This is a genomic window from Caloramator mitchellensis (assembly GCF_001440545.1).
In the GTDB taxonomy this organism is placed as follows: Bacteria; Bacillota; Clostridia; order Clostridiales; family Caloramatoraceae; genus Caloramator; species Caloramator mitchellensis.
The window spans coordinates 63,961-86,987 of record NZ_LKHP01000009.1; the positions used below are offsets into that span (position 1 = coordinate 63,961).

The following is a 23,027-nucleotide window of genomic DNA, read 5'->3' on the forward strand; positions in this document are numbered from 1 at the left end:
GGATTAACTTATGTTTAAAGTTAAATTCAGAATGTTTAATACTTTGCTTCTTTTCTTGTTTATATTTCAATTAACCATTACAACTTCAAATTATAAAGTAAAAGCTGAAACAACAGGAATACAAGTAAGTGGCAATATAACAACGGATACAGTATGGACAAAGGAAAATTCACCATACATATTACAAGGTGATATCCAAATTAAAAATGGAGTAACTTTAACAATAGAACCTGGGGTAGAGGTTAAGGGAAATGATTATAGCATTAGAAACTTTGGCAATTTTGTTGCAGTGGGAACAGAAGATGAAGTGATTAGCTTTAATAATACAAAAATAAACACAGGACATATTAGTGGAAATACTGCAAGATTTGACTTAGAGTATGTAAGAAAGGATGGAGGAGAATTAATAGCAGAACAAAGCAATGTTGAAGGTATAGAAAACTGTGATTTTAGAAATATCGAAAAATTTGTGATATCTAATTCGAAAGATTTAGAGATTAAAAACAATGCTTTTTATAATATAAATAGATTTTATTTGTATAGTAATGGAAAAAGCAATCTAGAGTTTTCATTTAATAAGTTGAAGAATGTAAAAAGTGTAATGCTTCAAGATTTTAATATAATTAGTATTTGTTATAATAAGTTTAGTAAAACAGGACACTTAGGTTTTTATACTAATTATACTATTTCTCAAATCGATATTTTGAATAACTTATTTTATAACATAAATAATATTGAATATTCTTATACAATTAGTAATGGTAATAATGTTGATGTTGTTGAGCATTATTACCCTATTATTGATGTTTCTGAAACTGAGGGTAATCCCATAATTAACGTTAAATATAACTCTTTTTACGATGAAGATACTGTGTTTTGGGGGATCAACAATATAGATGCAAGTAGCAATTTTTGGAATACTACAGATGTGAATTTAATTGAGAAAAGAATTAAAGATAATAATGATGATTATAGTATACCATATACAATCAATTATCTTCCAATGTTAGAAGCACCAAATCCAGACACTCCAAGTTTTGCAACTGTTACAGGAATAGCTTTGAATTACACAGAAAAAACGATGAAGCAAGGTGAAACTATAAAACTAATAGCTAACATTGAACCAGCTGATGCAGATGAGGATGGATTAATTTGGTCATCAGATAATGATAATGTAGCAAGAGTGGATGGTGATGGTAATGTAACAGCAGCAAATATAGGGACTGCAACTATTTCAGCAAAAACAGTTGATGGAGGTTTTACTGATTCTTGCAAGATAATAGTAAAAGAAATTACAAGAGTCGAAGATGTCAAATTGAATTTTAACGAGAAAACAATTAAATTAGGTGAAAATTTTCAACTAGATTTTGATGTTATACCAAGCCAAGCAAGACATTGGACACATAAATGGAGCAGTAATAATCCTGCTGTAGCTATTGTCGGTTTAAGTGGTCAGGTCATTGGGGTAGGTATAGGAGAAGCAGTAATTACATTAACAATAACTGATGGTGAAAATATAAAGAAGGCATCATGTAAAGTAAAAGTAGAATCCAATGGGGCACAATCCAATCCGATAATAGTTAGAGAAGAACCAATAATTATTAAAGTGGATACTAAATATGTTACAGCTTTAACTTTAAATGAAATCAGAAAAATTACAAATGTTGGAGATAGTTTTCAATTAACTGCAAATATATATCCTGATACAGCAGTTGATAAGAGGGTAAAATGGAATAGTAGTAATACAAAAGTAGCAGTAGTTGATGAAAACGGAAAAGTAACAGCATTAGACATAGGGGATGCTGTAATAGAGGCTATGAGTTTAGATGGAGGATATAAAGCTACTTGTAAATTGACAGTAGAACCTATAAGGGTTAATGGGATTAAATTGAATGAATCAAAGAGAACAATCAAACTTGGAGAAAGTTTTAATTTGACTTATGAAATTAAGCCATATAATTCTTCGGATAAAAGAGTTATATGGGAAAGTAGTAGACCTGACGTTGTGAGTGTTGATGAGAATGGTAAAGTTATATCACTTAAATCAGGTGAAGGAACAATAATTGTTAGAACTGTCGATGGAAACTATACAGATATGTGTAAAGTTATTGTGACAGTAAATAATGTTCAGGAGAATAAATCAAACACAACTAATCAGATACAGGAAGGTAAAGATTATAATGAGAATCGGAGAATAAATGAAAAAACAGTTGAAATAACTAATATAAAATTAAATAAAACATCATTAACACTTAAAAAAGGAAGTAGATATAAACTGTTAGCTACGATTTTACCAAGCAATGCAACAAATAAAAAATTAATATGGATATCAAGCAATACAAAAGTTATAAAGGTAGATATAAATGGGAATATATCGACTTTAAATAAGGGAACAGCAATTATTACTGTTAAATCAATAGATGGGAGATATAAAGCGTCCTGTAAAGTAACAGTAATATAGATATAATCATGATATTTGAGTAAATATTTATTTTAGTTTCAAAGCCTAAGAATAACTTTTATAAAGTCTTATTATGCTTATTTCATTATTAGACTTATAAATCTGCAGTTCAAGCTGCAGATTTTTTTATCACAAAAAAGTTTCACTTTTTGTGATAATATAATATAATAATAGTATGATATCTCAAAAAGAACTATATTTTTGATACAAGAAGGTGATAGATTGAAACCTTTCATACCACATAAACTACCGATAGATGAATTGATAGAAGTCAAATACTTTATGAAGGAACTACTTAATAGTGTTGAAAAAATAACTGAATATCAAACTATGTTAAAAAACACGAAAATGAATCCAGATTTATTACTTGCACCGATAACGATAAAGGAAGCGCTTCAATCAACTAAAATTGAAGGCACACAAACTACATTGGATGAAGTGTTAGAATCAGAAGCTGATGACAGGATAAAAAGTAAAGATGTAAGAGAAGTATTAAATTATTATGAAGCTTTGAATAAAGGAAGAGAATTGTTAAATACATTGCCAATAAGCACAAGATTATTCAAAGAGCTTCATAAAACCTTGTTAAGTGGAGATGTTAGAGGCAAAGACAGAAGCCCTGGTGAATTTAGAAAAATCCAAAACTTCATAGGGCCAGAAGGTTGCTCGATAGAGAGAGCTACATTTGTTCCACCAGAACCACAACTTGTTGATGAATATATGTCCAATTTAGAGAACTATATTAATACTGACGATGATATGCATGAATTAATTAAGATAGCAATAATACATGCACAATTTGAAACTATACATCCCTTCTTAGATGGAAATGGAAGAATAGGACGAATATTAATTCCACTGTATTTATATTATAAAGGGAAAATATACCAACCAAACTTTTTTATTAGTGATACTTTAGAAAAAGATAAACATAAATATTATAAATTGCTTAATGAAACAAGAACAAAGAATAATTGGAATGAGTGGATAAAATTCTTTTTAAAAGCAGCTGCTGAGCAAGCTGAAAAAAATATAAAATTAATTAAAGATGTAGAAAGTCTATATGAGAAACAAGTTGAACTGGCTACAAATACAGTTAGAAGCACAAATATCATTAAGGTTGTAGACGAAATATTTAACAGACCAATCTTTACGGTTAAATCTATCAAGAAGAATACAGGACTTAGCGATTCAACTGTAAGACATTATCTAAGTAAACTTGAAGATATAAATATGATTTATGCAGATAACTCATTAAGAGATAAAAGATATTATTTCTATGATTTATTAGATATTATTAGATAATCAAAACAAAAAATTGGAGGTGATATTGATGGAGTGTGGGCCTTATCATAGTTGTATTAACTTGAGCCCAAATTGGAAAATTAAATATGGTAGGGGAACTGCATATTCATTTATATCACCTTATGCACTTCTCCTGCCTATATGGGAGGAGGACAAATTATGGAAAGAGTTAAGGGGTGTTATGTAAGTTATGTTTTAGGTGCTCCTGTTTATGACACAACTGATATTTTTCTTGGAAAGCTAAACGACCTTATTGTAACTTCCGATGAACACCTTCCATCTGTTGAAGGAATCAGAATAAAAAATAGGGATGCTTTAAGGGAAATTGCATTTAAGTCCTTAAGTATTTTCAGAAAGGGAAACAAGTATAAGATTATTGTCGATAATTATTTCGAATATAAAAGGGTTGAAAACTATTATTCCCTTTCAAATGACATACTAGATAAGCAAATAGTTGATATAAACGGAAGAAGGGTTGTTAGAGTTAACGATTTAAGGCTTGCAGAAATTGGTGCGAGCTATAAGGTTGTTGCCGTTGATATTGGATTCAGAGGCCTATTAAGAAGGCTTGGGATACTTGATTTTACAGAAATTATTTTATCAAGATTCAATAGAAGACTTGGTGATAGCCTAATTATTTGGGACAATGTTGAACCAATAAAGGGTCAGATAGATAGATTAACTCTTTCAATGCCCTATAAGAAACTTAAATCCCTTCATCCTGCTGACATTGCAGATATACTTGAAGAGCTTGATGCTAAATACAGAAGCGATATTTTCAAGACATTTGATACAAGGCTTGCAGCAGATACTCTTGAGGAGTTTGAGGATGAATACCAGACAGACCTTGTAGAAAATATAGATGCTGCCCTTGCCAAAGAGATTTTTGAAAACATGCCAAATGATGAAATTGCAGATATTCTAGAGGATGTTGACGAAGAACACGTTGAAAAAATACTTGAAAAAATGGATAAGGAAGATGCCGAAGAGATTAAGGAACTTCTCGAATACGAAGAGGATACGGTTGGAAGCATAATGACCACTGATTATATAGCTTTTAATTTTGAAAAGACTGTTGATGAGGTTATAAAGGAATTAAGGGAAACAAAGCCAAGCTCCGAAATTGCGTATTATTTATATGTTGTTGATGATGATGGCAGGCTCTTAGGCGTTGTATCTATAAGAGACCTTATTGTTTCGCCAGGGGATTCTAAATTAAAGGAAATAATGAAGAGCAATGTTATTTATGTTAAAGACAGCGATACACTTGATGATTTAACCGAACTTGTTACTAAATATGAGCTCCTTGCAATTCCCGTTGTTGATGAAAATAAAGTTCTTGTTGGAATGGCAATACTAAATGATATTGTTGATGAAGTATTGCTTCCCAGATGGAAGAAAATACTAAAAAGGTCAGCATAGGGAGGTCGCCATGGGAAAGATAAAGAACAAAAGATTTAAGGAACTCATATTTATATTAGGAATAATAGGGCCAGGGCTTATTACAGTTAACGCAGGAAATGATGCTGGAGGTATTGCAACCTATGCAGCAGTTGGAGCTCACTATGGATATAAAATGCTTTGGGGACTTCTATTAATAACCTTCAGCCTTGCTGTCATTCAGGAGATGAACGCGAGGATGGCGGTTGTGACAGGAAAAGGGCTTTCGGATTTAATAAGAGAACAATTTGGAGTTAAACTCACCTTTTTTGCAATGGTAACCCTTTTTATTGCTAACTTTGGAGTTTTAGTAGGAGATTTTGCTGGTATTGCAGCAAGTATGGAACTTTTTGGAATTGCAAAATATATTTCTGTTCCTTTGGTAGCAATTTTTACCCTGTTTATTATTACAAGAGGTAACTATTCAAAAACAGAGAAGGTCTTTTTAGCATTTACTTTTGTTTTCTTTTCATATATCATAACCTGTTTTATTGCAAAACCTGACTGGAATGTTGTTTTTAAGGAGATGTTCACGCCGCAGATTGAACTTAACAAGGGCTTTATATTAACCTTTATTGGAATGATTGGAACTACAATTACTCCATATATGCAGTTTTATCTTCAATCATCCATCGTTGATAAGGGGCTTAGTATAGAGGATTATAAATACGAAAAAATAGACGTATATCTGTCGGCAGTCTGGGGTGATTTGGTATCCTTCTTTATAATTGTAACAACTGCAATAACTTTATACAAAAATGGCATTCATATAGAAAATGCTGAACAAGCTGCCCTTGCACTAAAGCCGCTTGCAGGAAACTACGCTTCAGCTCTATTTGGACTTGGTCTATTTGGAGCGTCAGCTCTTGCAATTGCAATAATACCTCTCTCGACCACATATGCAATATGCGAGGCCTTTGGATTTGAGAGAGGACTTGACAATGAATACAAAGAAGCTCCCATATTCTATGGAATATTTGCAGGTATGATAATATTAAGCGCAGTAATAGTCCTTATTCCAAACTTATCCCTTGTTGGAATAATGCTTGCAACTCAGCAGATGGCAGGTATGTTGTCCCCAGTTATATTGATTTTTATGGTTATTTTGACCAATAAAAAAGAGGTAATGGGGGAATATACAAACAGCAAAACACAAAATGTAATCATTTGGATAACAGTTGCGTTTATAGTGACTTTATCCATTATAATTTTCATATCACCTCTTATTGAAAGATTAGTCTGACATTGACCCCATGAAAAGTTTTGACATGGGGTTTTTTCTATGTCTCTTTTAAGCGTTATAAATACTATGTAAAATAAAAAATTTTTACAGAAGGTATTGCATTATTTTAGAATATGTTTTATAATAAGATTGTGAAATAAATAACAAGCAATGCAAATCATTATGCATGGTGTGGCGCCGCATTTTTCCTTAAAAATGGCTGCTTTCTTAGCGAAATACTAATGAAAGCATAATCATATTGGTATTGGTTAACCTTTTTTATTGACCATAATAGTTAAAATATTAACAAAGAGGTGTTGTGTATGTCAATTACAATTCATGAAGATTTACTTCAAAAAATAAATGAAGTTAGAAAATCCCAGGAAGAATACTCAAATTTTTCGCAGGAAAAAGTTGATGAAATATTTAGAGCAGCTGCTATGGCTGCTAATGATGCAAGAATCTATCTTGCAAAAATGGCTGTTGAAGAAACAGGAATGGGAATAGTTGAGGATAAGGTTGTTAAGAATCATTTTGCTTCAGAGTATATTTACAACAAATATAAGGACGAAAAGACTTGCGGAGTTATTGAAAAGGATGAGGCAGCAGGAATAATGAAGATTGCAGAACCTATTGGTGTAATCGCTGCGGTTGTTCCAACAACAAACCCAACTTCCACTACAATATTTAAGGCACTATTAGCGCTTAAGACAAGAAACGGTATTATTTTCTCACCACATCCACGTGCCAAAAAATCAACGGTTGAGGCTGCAAGAATTGTTTTAGAAGCAGCTGTTAAGGCTGGAGCACCTAAAAATATTATAGGATGGATTGAAGAACCATCAGTTGAAAAATCACAGCTTTTGATGAGCGAATGCGATTACATTCTTGCAACAGGTGGTCCTGGAATGGTTAAGGCTGCTTATTCATCAGGAAAACCTGCAATTGGTGTTGGCTCGGGTAATACCCCTGCGATAATAGATGAAACAGCCCATATTAAAATGGCTGTTAACTCGATACTCCTCTCAAAGAGCTTTGATAACGGTGTTATATGTGCTTCAGAACAAGCTGTCGTTGTAGTAGATAAAGTTTATGATGAAGTTAAAAAGGAGTTTGAAGAAAGAGGTGCATACTTTTTAAAGGGTGACGAAGTTGATAAGGTTAGAAAAATAATATTGGTCAATGGTCATATTAATGCAAATATAGTTGGTCAGAGCCCTCTTAAAATTGCTGAAATGGCAGAAATTACTATTCCAGAAGATACAAGAATAATAATCGGAGAAGTAGAAAATATAGGACTTAGTGAGCCGTTCTCATTTGAAAAATTGTCACCAGTCCTTGCAATGTATAGAGCTGAAAACTTTGATGAAGCTCTTAATAAGGCAGTGGATTTAGTAAAGCACGGCGGATTTGGGCACACATCAGTTTTATATACAGACACTATAAAGAGCAAGGACAGAGTTGAAAAATTCAGTGCAGCTATGAAGACGGGAAGAGTTATTATTAACATGCCAGCTTCACAGGGTGCTATTGGAGATATATACAACTTCAGGCTCGAGCCATCATTAACTCTTGGCTGCGGTTCATGGGGCGGAAACTCAGTTTCAGAAAATGTAGGTGTTAAGCATCTTTTAAATATCAAGAGCGTAGCTGAGAGGAGAGAAAACATGCTTTGGTTTAGGGTTCCTGAAAAGATTTACTTTAAATATGGCTGCCTTGCAACTGCTCTTAGTGAGCTAAAGGATTTGAATAAGAAAAGGGCGTTCATAGTTACTGACAAGGTGTTGTTTGATTTAGGATATGTTGATGCAGTAACAAAATTGTTGGACGAAGTTGGAATACAATACAGCGTATTTTCTGGTGTAGAGCCAGACCCAACATTAGCTACTGCTAAAAAGGGTGCAGATTTGATGAAATCATTTAACCCAGATGTAATAATTGCCCTTGGTGGTGGCTCGCCAATGGATGCTGCTAAAATTATGTGGGTTATGTATGAACATCCTGAAGTTAAATTTGAAGATTTAGCTTTAAGATTTATGGATATAAGAAAGAGGATTTACAAATTCCCAGAACTTGGACAAAAGGCTATGATGGTTGCTATTCCAACATCGGCAGGAACAGGTTCAGAAGTTACTCCTTTTGCAGTTATAACTGACGAAAAAACTGGTGTAAAATATCCTCTTGCTGATTATGAATTAACTCCAGATATGGCGATTGTTGACCCTGAACTTATGATGAATATGCCAAAGGGACTTACTGCCGCATCAGGGATAGATGCACTTACACATGCAATTGAAGCCTATGTTTCAGTTTTAGCATCTGAATATACAAACGGCCTTGCACTTGAGGCTATAAGGCTTATATTTAAATATCTACCACTTGCTTATTCAGAAGGGGCTGCAAACCAGAAGGCAAGGGAAAAAGTTGCCTATGCTTCAACAATTGCAGGTATGGCCTTTGCAAATGCATTCCTTGGAATATGCCACTCAATGGCGCATAAATTAGGTGCAACCTTCCATATTCCTCACGGAGTTGCAAATGCACTTTTAATAAGCGAAGTTGTAAGATTTAATGCAGTTGATAATCCAAGAAAGCAGACTGCATTCCCACAGTATAAGTATCCAAATGCTAAGTGGAGATATGCACAGATTGCTGATTATTTAAGACTTGGTGGTAAGGATGAGGATGAAAAGGTTGAACTATTAATCAATGCGATAGAACAATTAAAGGAAAAAGTTAATATTCCAAAGTCCATTAAGGAAGCTGGAGTTTCGGAAAAGAAATTTTATGCAGCTTTAGATGAGATGGCAGAACAGGCCTTTGACGACCAGTGCACAGGAACTAACCCAAGATATCCGCTAATAAGTGAAATAAAAGAACTTTATATAAGAGCTTTTGAAGGAAGATAAAAAGGTAGGCTTTGAGCCTACCTTTTTAAATTTATTAAATTTTCAAAAAAGTATTGATTTTTAGTTAATGTTCCTGATATAATTTACTTAAGTTAACTAAAATAAAGTTAAACAACGAGCTTATTTTAGTAAAATAAAATAGAAAATGGTGATGATATGATAACTATTAGAGATATAGCACGTAAGGCAAATGTATCTATAGCAACAGTATCAAGAATTTTAAACAACGATAAAACTCTCTCGGTATCAGATGAAACAAGAGAAAAAATATTAAAAATAGTAGATGAATTAGGATATAAACCTCTTAGAAAAAGAGATGTAAAAAAGCAAGATGATAAAGTTGAAAATGCATTGAATATAGGCATTTTACTGGCTTATTCAGAGCAAGATGAAGCAAACGACCCTTATTTTTTGTCAATAAGGCAGGGAATTGAAAAGGAATGCAGTGAAAAGTTTATTAATATTTCGAGTATTGTTAGACTCGACGGAAATAAATTTAATTTTGACTTGAATGAATTTGATGGATTGATTGTTGTAGGAGGCATTGAAGCAAAAGATTTCAAAAATTTATATAATAACAGAAACGTTGTATTTGTTGACCATGCATATGAAATAGATGAATATGATTCTGTTATTTCGAGCTTTGAGAAGGCAACAGAAAATGTAATAGATTATCTTGTTAGTATGGGACATAAAGAGATTGGTTATATAGGTGGAAGGAAAACAGTTAAAAGAATTACTTCAAATGAGGTTATAGAAATTGAAGATGTTCGATTGCAAGTCTACAGGAAAAAGATGAAGGAATTAGGGCTATATAGTGAAAGAAATATTTATATTGGGGATTGGAATCCTTCTGGTGGTTATAAAGCAATGAAAGGAGCAATAGAAAATGGAAGTTTACCAAGTGCTTTTATAATTGCAAGCGATCCTATGAGCACAGGTGCATTACATGCACTCCATGAGGCAAATATCAATGTTCCAGACGATGTAGCTATTATAAGCTTTGATGATATTGAATCTGCGGCTTATTTAAATCCTCCTTTGACGACTGTAAAGACATATACTGAAGAGATGGGAAAAGCTGCCGTTAAATTGTTACTAGAAAGAGCAAGGGGTAGAGAAATTCCCATTCAAGTAGTTGTGCCTACAAAACTTATTATAAGAAAAAGTTGCGGTGGTAATGACAGTGATTATTCTGGCTATATTTTCTATAGTTAAAATTAGGCATCTTTATTGATGCTTAGCTATAAACAAAATTAATGGGGGTGGTTTATGAAAGATATAAAAAAAATGCCTTTAAAAAGGCAAAAATAATAAAAAATTATAAAAATTGTGCTTAAGTAATTTTATACCAAAATCAATTAGTTCGCAAGATGTTAATTAGGAGGATTATGTATGAAAAAGATAATGTCCTTAATTATTACATTAATTTTCGTTGTATCCATTTTTAATGGATGCACAAAAAAGAATGCTACAGAAACATCTTCACAAGGAACAGGTGAAAAGGTTAAAATAGAATTTTTTCAATACAAGCAAGAAGCAAAAGAAACTTTTGAAAAGCTCATTCAAAAATTTGAACAGGAAAATCCTGATATTGATGTAGTTCAATCAAATCCACCAGAAGCTTCAACTGTTCTTAGAACACGAATGGCAAAAAGGGATGTCCCAGATATTGTATCTGTAGGTGGAGATGTAACTTATGCAGATCTTGCAAAGGCAGGTGCCTTTGAAGATTTAACAGATTCTCAGGAACTACAAAAAATACATCCACAATATGTTCAAATGCTTAAGGATATAAGCGGTTTAGATAAAGTCTATGCAATTCCATATGCGGTTAATGCAAATGCGGTAATATACAATAAAAAATTATTTAATGAACTTGGACTTACTGTTCCAAAAACATGGGACGAGTTTATAGCTGTTGCAGAAAAAACAAAGAAGGCAGGTAAAATACCTTTTTATTTCACATTTAAAGATTCATGGACAACCCTACCAGCATTTAATGTTCTTGCAGCTGATACACAGGGGGATAGTTTCTTTGCTGAAAGAAGAGAAGGAAAAACAACATTTAAAGAACGTTATAAGGAAGCTGCTGATAAATTCTTAAAATTAGTTGAATATGGACATAATGATAATTTTGGAAAAGGATATGTAGATGGAAATATAGCGTTTGCAAAAGGTGAGTCGGTAATGTATCTTCAAGGAATATGGGCTATTCCTGAAATTAAAAAGGCAAACCCAGATATTGAACTTGGTGTTTTCCCATATCCTGTAACTAATGATCCATCTAAGAATAAAGTGGTTTCAGGGGTTGATTTGCTTTTTGCGATTTCAAAAACATCAAAAAACCCTGAAGCAGCAAGAAAATTTGTTAATTTCCTACTTAGAGAAGATATAGCTAAGGAATATCTTTCAGAACAAAACGCATTTTCAGCTATTCAAGGGGTTGTAAAGGAAGACAAAGATCTTGAGGGGTTGAAGGATAGTTTCAACAATGGATTAATAGTAGATTTCCCAGACCATTATGTTCCAAATTCAATGGCACTTGATAGACAGCTTCAACAGCTTGTGCTTGATAAGAATGTAGACGCATTCTTGACAACACTTGATAATGAATGGGATAAAGCTCAAACCCGCAAATGATTATGCTTTAAAGGAGATCGAGCATTAGCTCGATTTCTTTTAAATAAGGAGGCATTCTATGAATCAGAAAAGTATTACATCGTTAAAAGAGAACACAATTTTACAAAAAAAGCACCATAAAAGAAAAATAGATATTGCAATATATTTAATGACTATACCAGCTGTAGTCTTGTTTGCCGCCTTTCATACATTTCCAGTATTAAAGGGTATATATTATTCCTTTACAAATTGGGATGGACTTAGCCTGGATTACAAGTTCGTTGGTTTGAGAAATTATTTAAATCTTATAGGGGATAAAAACGTATGGAATTCGTATATATTTACATTTAAATTTGCATTGGTTTCAACTATTCTTGTTAATATTATCAGTCTTCTACTTGCAATGGGTCTTAACACAAAAATTAAATTTAAAAATTTTTTTAGGGCAGTGTATTTTCTTCCAAATGTATTAAGCATTCTTATCGTTGGTTTTATATTTAACTACATCTTTGCTTATGTAATTCCAGCCCTAGGAACAAAATTAGGTATAGAACTATTAAAATCAAATATACTTGGAAATCAAAAATTCGCTTGGATTGGAGTAGTCATTGTCGCAGTATGGCAGGCTAGTGCGCTTAATACGATTTTATATCTTTCAGGACTTCAAACAGTGCCTGAAGAGCTTTACGAGGCTGCAAGCCTTGACGGTGCTAATAAATTTCAAGAATTTTGGAATGTTACTTTTCCAGTAATAGCACCCTTCTTTACTATTAACATGGTTCTTGCAATGAAAAATTTCTTAATGGTATTCGACCATGTAATGTCATTAACAAGCGGAGGCCCTGGCCGTGCAACCGAATCAATATCTTTATTGATTTATCGTTCAGGATTTGCAGGAGGAGAGTTCGCATACCAATCAGCCAACTCAGTTATCTATTTTATGTTTATAATTATTATTTCAGTATTTCAAATTAAATTTTTACAAAAACGGGAGATGGATATGTAATGAATAAAAAGACTAACTGGATTGTTACAATTTTAATTGCACTTGGTTCCCTTGTTATTTTGTTACCATTATATTTAGCGATATCAATTGCACTAAAGACACCAAAGGAGCTTGCTGATTCTGTACTTTCCTTTCCTATTGGATTACACTTTGAGAATTTTACTAAGGCAATAAAAGCAACGAATTTTTTTCATGCATTTAAAAATAGTGCATATATTACATTAATATCAGTTGCTTTTACAATAATAACAAATTCAATGGTTGCATATGTAATCGCAAGAAATATGAATAAAAGCAAATTTTTTAAGTTTTTATATTATTATTTTGTTAGTGCTTTATTTGTTCCTTTCCCAATTATTATGCTTCCAATAGTTAAACAAACATCAGATTTAGGAATGAACAATCCTAATGGTTTAGCATTTCTTTATGTAGTTTATGGTATTGCTTTTAATATATTTATTTATGTTGGATATATACGGTCAATACCAAGGGCTCTTGAGGAAGCTGCGATTGTTGATGGATGTGGAACATGGACAACGTTTTGGAAAATAATCTTTCCTCTCATGTCTCCAATAAATGCAACAGTTGCGATCTTAACCTGTCTCTGGGCTTGGAATGACTTTATGCTGCCACTTATAATATTAAACGACCCATCGCATATAACCCTGCCTCTAGCACAATATGTATTTCAATCAGAATTTGGAACAAACTATAACTTGGCATTTGCATCGTATTTGATGGCATTATCACCAATGATTGTTGTTTATATATTTGCTCAAAAATGGATAATAAACGGTGTAACACAAGGAGCTGTTAAGCAATAGATTTCGGGAGGTTAATTATGCTTTCAGAGTTTACTAACATATATTTTGATTCAGAAAAAAAGGTTTTTCATTTAAAGGCAAAAGATACAAGCTATATAATGAGGATTATTAGAGATGGTTACCTAGCCCACATTTACTTTGGAAAGGCCATAAAGGAATATAATATTCCTGATGACTTGATTTATCTTGACAGGGGTTTTTCACCAAACCCATACGAAGATGATAGAACTTTTTCACTAGATACGCTTCCGCAGGAGTATCCTGCTTATGGAAATACAGATTTTCGTTCGCCTGCATATCAAATACAACTTGAAAATGGTTCGACTATAACCGATTTAAGATATAAAAAACACAGAATTTTTAAAGGAAAGCCAAAGCTTGAAGGTCTTCCTGCAACATATGTGGAAAGTGATGATGAAGCTGAAACTATCGAAATTCACATGGTGGATGATTTGATAGAATTAAAAGTTATTTTATCATACACAGTTTATAAGAATTTTAATGTCATAACAAGAACAGCTAAATTTATTAATAATGGAAATGAGAAGTTAAAAATTCTAAGAGCCCTTAGTATGAATATTGATTTTAGAAATGCAGATTTTGACTTTCTGCACCTTCATGGGGCTCACTGTAGAGAAAGGCATATAGAAAGAAGGTCATTGTTTACGGGTATTCAGTCTATTGAAAGCAGGCGTGGTGCTAGCAGTCACCAGCAAAACCCTTTTATTGCACTCTTGAGTAAAAACGCTGATGAGGATCATGGTGAAGTTTATGGGTTTAACCTTGTATATAGCGGCAACTTTATAGCTCAGGCAGAGGTAGACCAATTTCAAACAACGAGAATTCAAATGGGAATTAATCCCTTTGATTTTAGTTGGATTTTAGAGCCTGGTGAGGAATTTCAATGTCCTGAAGTTGTTCTTGTATATTCTTCAAATGGATTAGGAGAGATGTCAAGAATTTATCATGATTTATATCGGACAAGATTATGCAGAGGCGTTTATAGAGACAGGGAACGTCCTATTCTAATAAACAACTGGGAGGCGACATACTTTGATTTTAATGCAGAAAAGATTGAGAACATTGCAAAAAGTGCAAAGGAGTTAGGTATTGAACTTTTTGTGCTGGACGATGGATGGTTTAGCAGAAGGGATGACGATAAATCTTCTCTTGGAGATTGGTTTGTAAATAAACGTAAGCTACCCTATGGGCTTAAGGATATAGTGGACAAGGTTCACAATTTGGGAATGAAATTTGGATTATGGGTAGAGCCAGAAATGGTTTCGGAGGATAGTGAACTGTTTAGGAAACACCCAGATTGGTTTTTACATGTGCCAAATAGAAAACCTTCTGTTGGTAGGAATCAGTTAATTCTTGATTTATCAAGGAAGGAAGTATGTGATGAAGTAATTAAAATGATTTCAGAAGTTTTATCCTCAGCCCCGATTAATTATGTAAAATGGGATATGAATCGTCATATGACGGAAATTGGTTCAAAAACATTGCCAGGTGAAAGGCAAAGAGAGACGGCACATAGATATATGCTAGGGCTTTACAGGGTTTTAGAGGAATTAACATCTGCCTTCCCAAACATATTATTTGAGGGTTGTTCGGGAGGTGGAGGGAGATTTGACCCAGGAATGCTCTATTATATGCCGCAAACATGGACAAGTGATAACACAGATGCAATTTCAAGGTTAAAGATACAATATGGAACAAGCATTGTGTATCCTATAATAACGATGGGAGCACATGTTTCAGCAATTCCAAATCATCAAGTCGGAAGAGGGGCATCTATTGATATAAGAGGACATGTGGCGATGTCTGGCAATTTTGGATATGAACTAGATTTGACAAAGCTTACTGATGAAGAAAAACTAAAAGTAAAAGAACAGATAAAGTTATATAAAGATATTAGAAGACTCATTCAGTTTGGAGATTTTTACAGGATTATAAATCCATTTGAAACAAATGAAGCAGCGTGGATATTTGTCTCAAAGGATAAAACTGAAGCTATTGCTTTTTATTTTAGAGTTCTTGGAGAAGCCAATGTCCCATTGAGAATATTAAGACTTAAGGGACTTGATGGAAATAGAAAATATGAAATTATTGAAACTGGCTCAGTATATGGTGGAGATGAGCTTATGAATGTTGGAATAAGCATACCGTATTTAAATGGTGACTTTAGAAGTCGTGTTTTTAGATTAAAGGAAAAATAACCCCCCTTTGATATATATTGAATTAGGAGTAGGTTAGTAGGTTGACCTACTCTCTTTTTTATATTTTTAAATTTAGTAAGAGATGTGATTTATATAGGTAGAAATAATATAGTTTTTATTAATACTAACACAAATATTCATAGAAAAATCAAAACATTTTGAAATTTTATAGCTGATATAATTTAATTATAATAAAAATTTAGGGGGTATTGTTATGGGAGACTATAGAAAAATGTGGGAGTCACTTGGCATGGACCTTGAAAAGCATGATGCTCTTTGTGCTGTTTTGCCGGAGCTTTATGGAGCAACATATCTTACTCAGGATAACAGGCCTGATGGAATGAACTATTTCAACTTTGTAATTTCAGAAGTTCATGGGCTTAGAATCGAAGAGTTAAGTAGGCACAGAGAAAATGGCGGAAAGGTTCTTGGAACATTTTGCGTTTATGTTCCAGATGAAATAATAAATGCATTAGGAGCAATAGGCGTTGGACTTTGCGGCGGGTCACAATTCTGGATTGAAGATGGAGAGAAGATTCTTCCAAGAAACTTGTGCCCTCTTATAAAAGCACTTGTTGGAGCAAAGATTAGTGCAACCTGCCCATATTTCCAATCATGCGACCTTTTGGTTGGTGAGACAACATGCGATGGAAAGAAAAAGGCATGGGAAATCTTAAACGATTATACACCTGTTCATGTTATGGATATGCCACAAATGAAAAGATCAAAGGACATTGAAAAATGGGAGGAAGAAGTAAAATACTTTATTGAAAAGTTAGAAGAATTAACTGGAAACAAGTTAACTTATGAGAATCTATTAAATTCAATTAAGCTAATCAACAAAAAAAGAAGAGCACTAAAAAGATTATATGACTTAAGAAAATACACACCATCGCCTATTTCAGGGCTTGATGCACTCTTAATTTCACAAATAGCCTTCTATGATGATATAGAAAGGTTTACTGAAAATGTAAATAAACTGTGTGATGAACTTGAAGAAAGAATAAAAAATTTAAAACCTAACAATAAAAAGAGAGTAATGGTTACAGGAACCCCAATGGCTATTCCTAACTGGAAACTGCATTACATTGTAGAAAACCTAGATGCTCAAATAGTTGTTGAAGAAACCTGCACAGGAACAAGATATTTTGAAAGAGAAGTTTCTGAAGAAGGGGAAACTATTGATGATTTAATTTCAAATATTGCTGATAGATATATGGGAATAAACTGTGCATGCTTTACTCCAAACACAGGAAGAGTTGAGGATATTATAAAATATGCAAAGGAATACAAAGCTGATGGAGTAATCTACTACAACTTATCCTTCTGCCAACCATATTCTGTTGAATATAAAAAAGTTGAAGAAGCATTAAAAAAGGAAAACATTCCACTAATTCTGATTGAAACTGATTATTCTACAGAAGATTCAGGACAAATAAAGACAAGAGTTGAAGCATTCCTTGAAATGATTTAAGGTGGTATGATGAGAAATTATATTCTCTTTACTTCTTACAATAACGGACTCAGGTTAAGCTCAATATTAAAAGATTCAGGGATAAAACACACTATTTCTCCAACTCCAAGAGAGCTTTCTACTTGCTGTGGAATTTCAATAATGTATGAAAAAAATGATGAAGATGAAATTAAAAGGCTTGTAGAGGAAAAGAAAGTGGAGGTTTTAGGATTTTTCACCTTAGATAAAGAAATAAAAAGCTTTTATAAGTGAAGGTGACGTTATGTTCTATATAGGAATAGATATGGGTTCAACCGCATCCAAGATTACGGTATTCAAAGAGGATGAAATATTCTACAATTTTGTTATGCCAACTGGATGGAATAGCAAAGAAACGGCAATTCTGATTGAAAATAGGCTTAAAGAGATAGATGTTGATTATTGTAATGCAAAAATAGTTGCAACGGGCTATGGAAGAGTATCTGTTCCTTATGCACATAAAACTGTAACAGAAATAAGTTGCCATGGAAAAGGTGTTCATTATTTAACAGGAGAAGATTTAACTGTTGTAGACATAGGCGGACAGGACACTAAAATAATAGAGTTAAAGGGAGGACAAGTTAAATCCTTTTTAATGAACGATAAATGTGCAGCAGGGACAGGAAGGTTTTTAGAACTCATGGCAAATACACTTGGGCTGTCTCTTGAAGAAATGTTTAGTTTTGCAAAAATGGGTGAAGCTGTAGCGATATCCTCCATGTGCACTGTTTTTGCTGAATCTGAAATAATAAGTTTAATTGGTAACGGAATAAAAAGAGAAAATATTTGTGCTGGTGTAGTTGAATCTGTTGTCAACAAAGTATATACAATGATTCAAAAATCTTCTCCATTTGATAAGTATTTTTTATCCGGAGGTTTGTGTCAAAATGAACTTATAATTGAAAAGCTAAAGAAAAAACTTGGTAAACAAGTATATTCACACAAATTAGGAAGATATGCAGGCTCCATTGGAGCGGCACTATTTGCAAAGAATTTTAGGTAGGCTTTGAGCCTACCTTTTTAATATGTTAGCTATAATCATAATAACCCCTGTCAGCATATATAACTGAACGGTCTTTGCATTTGCTGCTATTAAGTTTGGAATATCATCGTAATACCTTTTAGCAATTTTAACAGCGGTAATTGAAATCGGTAAAGTTAAGAATGCCAGTAAATAAAATGGGTTTTTTAAGACTATGCTTATTGCTATAAATGATAAATATGAAAGTGCAAAAAGAATGGCGTATATAGTTGCAGCCTTTTTCTTTCCAAGCCTTACAACCCAATTTTTCTTTCCGGCCTTAAGGTCTGCTTCATAGTCCGGGAATTCGTTAATCCATAAAACATTAGTGATTAAAAATCCAATTGGAAGAGATAAAAGTATTACTTTATAGTCAAAATTGTGTGCCATTGCAATATATATTCCTGATGTTATCAATGTCCCAAATGTAAATCCAACAGCTAATTCACCAAGACCTCTATAGGCAAGCTTTAGAGGTGGAAGTGTGTAAAAGGTTGCAATTAATACACCGAAAAGCCCTACATATAATACATTAAACTCCCAAAAGAATACTATAATTAATCCTATTATGCATGCAGCTAAAAGAGTTAAACCGGCTATCCATTTAGCTTCACTGACAGTTAATATTCCATCGACGATAGTTTTTTTTCCTCCGCTAAATGGAGTCCTCTTATCGCCCTCAACAAATCTATCGGCACCTGAAAGATAATCTATAACTTCATTTGTTGCGTTTTTGCTGATTTCAATAAGATAAACACCAATTAATGAAACCAAAAACCAAAATAAATTGAATTTTCCTTCTTGAGTATAGGCAAACAAACCACCAACAAGCATAGGGATTGTAGAAGCTATCCAGATTTTAGGATCTGCAAGCTGCCAAAAACCTTTCCAAATTCTTTGTTTTGTCATTTTTTCCACCCCAATCAGATAATATTTTAACAATCTATATTATATTACAATTTAACAAATATTACAATTTAGCAATAGTTTTTATCTATCCTTTAGCATGTATTTATTGATAAGTCAAAAATAATTGTAGTATTTTATGTGATATAATTATTCTTGTGAAAAAATAAGGGGGTATTGATATGGACAAGCAAGTTATAATTGATTTAGTTCGTCAAAAGGCGGAAGGATATTTTCAAAGGGGAGAGTTTTTCTGTTCAGAGTCGGTTGTTCATACTATTAATGAACTATTGGGCTGGCCATATGATAAAAATATTGTAAAAATGGCATCGGCGTTTCCAATAGGGCTTGGAAAATCGGGCTGCCTTTGCGGTGCTGTCAGTGGAGGGGCAATGGCACTTGGAATGGCTTATGGTAGAATACATGGCGAGCCTATGAATGATAAGATGTTCCCAATCTCGGCCGAACTTCACAACCATATAAAAGATTTATATGGAAGCACATGCTGCAGAGTCCTTGTAAAGAATTACGAATTTACAAGTCCTGAAAGAAAGGCTCATTGCGTTAGAATAACAGGAGAAGTTGCAGCTTGGATTGCTGAAAAATTTTTAGAGGATGATGAAATTGCTTTAAATATCAACGAAAGATTTGGCACTGAGGTGGAAGTATGAATCGAATAATCAAAAAAACACCGCTACCTATAGCTGGATTGATGCTGGCTCTTGCTTCTTTAGGAAATTTACTTTCATCATACAATATTTTATATAAAAATATACTCGGCACAATATCTGTTGCAATTTTGCTCTTATTATTGATAAAAATATTAAAGATGCCAAAAGAAATTATAAAAGATTTGGAGAACCCAGTCATAGCGAGCGTTACTCCCACATTTTTCATGGGTCTTATGGTATTATCGACATACATTAAGCCATTTTCAGAAAAGATAGGATTTGTAATTTGGTTGACAGCTATTATGCTTCATTCGGTGTATATAATATATTTTACTAAAAAATATATATTAACATTCAGCATAAAGAAAGTATTTGCAAGTTATTTCGTGGTATATGTAGGAATTGTTGCTGGCGCATTAACATCTTCGTCATTTAAAATGGAGAGTTTAGGTCAAGGACTGTTTTGGTTTGGTTTTGCTGCCTATCTAATATTATTACCCGTTATTATTTATAGATTAATCAAACATAGGGATATTCCAGAGCCTGCAGTTCCTACACTTACCATCATGGCAGCGCCTGCAAACCTCTGCCTTGCAGGATACTTTAATTCCTTCCAAGAAAAAAACATTAGTATCATATTGTTCTTGGCATTTATTTCTATAATAATGTTTGTTTTTGTTTTATTAAATCTTCCTAAAATGTTAAAGCTAAAATTCTATCCCAGCTATTCTTCATTTACGTTTCCATTTGTCATAACAGCTGTGGCTATGAAGATGACAAATGCCTATTTGATGAAAATGGGAAAGGGTATGATGTTCTTATCAAACTATTCTAAATTTCTAGAGATATTTGCAGTGATAATGGTTTTATATGTTTTAATCAGATATACTCAGTTTTTGCTTGAGGATAGTATAAATAAAAAAATTGAGAAAAGTGCTTAGGGTGCAGTTCAAACTGCACCTTTTTGTGAGTGCGTATTGAAACTTTAATTGAATTCTGATAAGGTAAAATTATCAGGAAGAAGGTGGACTATGTTTGGTTATGTAACTCCTATTAAGGATGAACTTAAAGTTAAGGAATTTGAAATATTTAGGGGATATTATTGCGGAATATGCACAGTGCTTGGGAAAATAAATTATCCATCAAAATACCTTTTAAACTACGATGTAACTTTTTTAGCTCTTTTGCTATCATCATTAGAATTTGAAAAGGACTATCCTAAAAGAAGATTTTGTCCATATACTATTAAAAGGGTTAAGTATTATTCAAATGAATTCATAAAATATGGTGCTATAATAAATGTCCTTCTGGCAAACAGGAAGCTGCTGGATAATTATTATGATGAAAAGAACTATTTATACTTAATCCTTTCAAAGATTATCCGCCTTAAAGATGAGGATGGCATAAAGAGTAAAGTTGAGGAAATAGATAAACATCTTTTTGAGATAACTAAGCTTGAAAGACAGAATACATCTGATATAGATAAACTTAGTCATCATTTTGGAAAGATTACTGAAACTTTATTTGATGTTTTTGATGACAAAAGAACTATCGCACTAAAATATTTTGGGTATAATTTAGGAAGATGGATATATGTAATAGATGCACTTGATGACTTGAAAAGAGATTTAAAAAGTGGTGAATATAACCCATTAAAATTAGACTTTGATGAGGATACCGTAAGGTTTACTCTATACAGCTACCTTGAAAATATAACCAAGGCATATGAGTTGTTGGATTTTAAAAAGAATAAAGGAATTCTTGATAACATAGTTTATTTAGGACTTGCAGATAAAACAGAAAAGGTATTAAAGGGGGAAAACAAAAATGAGAAATCCATACGAGGTTTTGGGTGTGAGGGAGAACGCTTCATTAGAGGAGATAAAGAGAGCATATAGGGAGCAGGTTAAAAAATATCATCCTGACAAATATCAGGACAATCCTCTAAGGGAGCTTGCCGAGGAAAAATTAAGGGAAATAAACGAAGCGTATGAATATCTTCTTAAAAATCATGGACAGGGAACATATTCATCAGGAAGTTACTCATACGGTGGATATTCAGAATTCCAAACTGTTAGAGACTATATCATGAGAAACGATTTTTATGCTGCCGAAAGGGAACTAAACAAGATAAACAATAGAAATGATGAATGGTTTTACCTTATGGGGATTATATATGTAAATAGAGGAAACTATTCGCAAGGATACAGTTATATAAAAAGGGCAGCTGAAATGAATCCTTATAACGAAGAATACAGGGATGCTCTAAACAGGTTGAATAACAGTTATAGAAACTACAACACTCAGTATTATAACGCGCCAAGAAGAGATAATGATGATTGCTGCCAGATTTGTGCTTGGCTATACTGTACCGACTGCCTTTGTGAATGCTGTGGAGGGGACTTTATATCCTGCTGCTGAAGGGGTGATGGTGTGAATACAAGAAAATTAACCTTAAATGGATTAATTGCTGCTGCTACTTTAGTTGTTCTATATATCGGGGTTATGACTAAGAGCAAGCTTTCATTCTTAGCATTAGCAAGCTTTGGCCTTTCCATCCCTGTTTTAGTTTCGGGGATAGGTATGGCAGCTTTAACTATAGTTGCAGTTGATATTTTATCCTTCTTACTAATTCCAAATATAAACTACACAATAGCTTTTTTACCTATATCCTTTTACCCAGTCGTAAAATCCTTTGCGGAAGGAAAAAAGCTTCATTGGGTTATAAAATATGGCTATTTTAATTTAAGCATGATTCTGATTTACCTATTTGCAAAAACCACTTTAGCTGAGGGTATATTTATAAGTAACAATACTGTTTTAGCTATAGTATTTTTAGCTTCACAGGTTGTTTTTTACCTTTACGATTACGTTTTTACGCAGGTTGTTTATTATATTGTAAAAAGGGTAAGAATAGGGATGTAAATAA

19 protein-coding genes are annotated in these 23,027 nt (G+C 33.1%); 18 read left to right on the top strand and 1 reads right to left on the bottom strand.

The window, feature by feature from the left end:
- Window positions 1-10: 10 nt before the first annotated feature.
- The 13 genes from ABG79_RS08485 to ABG79_RS08545 all read left to right on the top strand — a co-directional run bounded on the left by ABG79_RS08485 (window position 11) and on the right by ABG79_RS08545 (window position 18,503).
- Complete coding sequence (locus tag ABG79_RS08485) at window positions 11-2,461, top strand: Ig-like domain-containing protein (protein WP_057979043.1); 2,451 nt, start codon at window positions 11-13, stop codon at window positions 2,459-2,461.
- 222 nt (window positions 2,462-2,683) lie between these two features.
- Window positions 2,684-3,766 (top strand): Fic family protein, encoded by a 1,083-nt coding sequence (locus ABG79_RS08490; RefSeq protein WP_057979044.1) that lies wholly within the window; start codon window positions 2,684-2,686, stop codon window positions 3,764-3,766.
- A 159-nt stretch (window positions 3,767-3,925) separates the two neighbouring features.
- Window positions 3,926-5,188 carry a magnesium transporter gene (locus ABG79_RS08495; protein WP_057979045.1) on the top strand — a complete coding sequence of 421 codons (1,263 nt, stop codon included), beginning with the start codon at window positions 3,926-3,928 and terminating at the stop codon, window positions 5,186-5,188.
- A gap of 10 nt (window positions 5,189-5,198) precedes the next feature.
- On the top strand, window positions 5,199-6,449 hold the full coding sequence (locus ABG79_RS08500) for an Nramp family divalent metal transporter (RefSeq protein WP_057979046.1): 1,251 nt from the start codon (window positions 5,199-5,201) through the stop codon (window positions 6,447-6,449).
- A 302-nt stretch (window positions 6,450-6,751) separates the two neighbouring features.
- Window positions 6,752-9,337, top strand: a complete 2,586-nt coding sequence (adhE, locus tag ABG79_RS08505) for a bifunctional acetaldehyde-CoA/alcohol dehydrogenase (RefSeq protein ID WP_057979047.1) — start codon at window positions 6,752-6,754, stop codon at window positions 9,335-9,337.
- Between the two features lie 156 nt (window positions 9,338-9,493).
- Window positions 9,494-10,555, top strand: a complete 1,062-nt coding sequence (locus tag ABG79_RS08510) for a LacI family DNA-binding transcriptional regulator (RefSeq protein ID WP_057979048.1) — start codon at window positions 9,494-9,496, stop codon at window positions 10,553-10,555.
- A gap of 177 nt (window positions 10,556-10,732) precedes the next feature.
- Window positions 10,733-11,980, top strand: coding sequence for an ABC transporter substrate-binding protein (locus ABG79_RS08515; RefSeq protein WP_057979049.1), 1,248 nt, complete (start codon window positions 10,733-10,735; stop codon window positions 11,978-11,980).
- A gap of 148 nt (window positions 11,981-12,128) precedes the next feature.
- Complete coding sequence (locus tag ABG79_RS08520) at window positions 12,129-12,965, top strand: carbohydrate ABC transporter permease (RefSeq protein WP_057979080.1); 837 nt, start codon at window positions 12,129-12,131, stop codon at window positions 12,963-12,965.
- Window positions 12,965-13,789 (top strand): carbohydrate ABC transporter permease, encoded by an 825-nt coding sequence (locus tag ABG79_RS08525; RefSeq protein ID WP_057979050.1) that lies wholly within the window; start codon window positions 12,965-12,967, stop codon window positions 13,787-13,789. The genes ABG79_RS08520 and ABG79_RS08525 overlap by 1 nt, the downstream gene beginning before the upstream one ends.
- A 17-nt stretch (window positions 13,790-13,806) precedes the next feature.
- Entirely contained in the window at window positions 13,807-16,008 is a 2,202-nt protein-coding gene (locus ABG79_RS08530) for an alpha-galactosidase (RefSeq protein WP_057979051.1), read from the top strand.
- A gap of 214 nt (window positions 16,009-16,222) precedes the next feature.
- A complete protein-coding gene (locus tag ABG79_RS08535; RefSeq protein ID WP_057979052.1) occupies window positions 16,223-17,482 on the top strand; it encodes a double-cubane-cluster-containing anaerobic reductase in 1,260 nt (419 codons plus the stop codon).
- A gap of 6 nt (window positions 17,483-17,488) precedes the next feature.
- Window positions 17,489-17,734, top strand: a complete 246-nt coding sequence (locus ABG79_RS08540) for a putative Se/S carrier-like protein (RefSeq protein ID WP_057979053.1) — start codon at window positions 17,489-17,491, stop codon at window positions 17,732-17,734.
- Window positions 17,735-17,744: 10 nt separating this feature from the next.
- The gene (locus tag ABG79_RS08545; RefSeq protein ID WP_057979054.1) at window positions 17,745-18,503 is read left to right on the top strand and encodes an acyl-CoA dehydratase activase; all 759 of its coding nucleotides are present in this window, start codon (window positions 17,745-17,747) and stop codon (window positions 18,501-18,503) included.
- A gap of 9 nt (window positions 18,504-18,512) precedes the next feature.
- On the opposite strand, the gene ABG79_RS08550 is transcribed toward ABG79_RS08545, so the two are convergent.
- Window positions 18,513-19,430, bottom strand: coding sequence for a prenyltransferase (locus tag ABG79_RS08550; protein WP_057979055.1), 918 nt, complete (start codon window positions 19,428-19,430; stop codon window positions 18,513-18,515).
- A gap of 179 nt (window positions 19,431-19,609) precedes the next feature.
- Here ABG79_RS08550 and ABG79_RS08555 point away from each other — a divergent pair, with 179 nt between their 5' ends.
- From ABG79_RS08555 to ABG79_RS08575, 5 genes are all read left to right on the top strand, one after another.
- The gene (locus ABG79_RS08555; protein ID WP_057979056.1) at window positions 19,610-20,098 is read left to right on the top strand and encodes a C-GCAxxG-C-C family protein; all 489 of its coding nucleotides are present in this window, start codon (window positions 19,610-19,612) and stop codon (window positions 20,096-20,098) included.
- Window positions 20,095-21,039: a TDT family transporter gene (locus ABG79_RS08560; protein ID WP_057979057.1), complete on the top strand. Its 945-nt coding sequence runs from the start codon at window positions 20,095-20,097 to the stop codon at window positions 21,037-21,039. The genes ABG79_RS08555 and ABG79_RS08560 overlap by 4 nt, the downstream gene beginning before the upstream one ends.
- Window positions 21,040-21,129: 90 nt before the next feature.
- On the top strand, window positions 21,130-21,996 hold the full coding sequence (locus tag ABG79_RS08565) for a DUF5685 family protein (protein ID WP_057979058.1): 867 nt from the start codon (window positions 21,130-21,132) through the stop codon (window positions 21,994-21,996).
- Window positions 21,926-22,519, top strand: a complete 594-nt coding sequence (locus ABG79_RS08570; RefSeq protein ID WP_057979059.1) for a J domain-containing protein — start codon at window positions 21,926-21,928, stop codon at window positions 22,517-22,519. The genes ABG79_RS08565 and ABG79_RS08570 overlap by 71 nt, the downstream gene beginning before the upstream one ends.
- Window positions 22,520-22,531: 12 nt before the next feature.
- On the top strand, window positions 22,532-23,023 hold the full coding sequence (locus ABG79_RS08575; RefSeq protein WP_057979060.1) for a hypothetical protein: 492 nt from the start codon (window positions 22,532-22,534) through the stop codon (window positions 23,021-23,023).
- Window positions 23,024-23,027 lie beyond the last annotated feature (4 nt).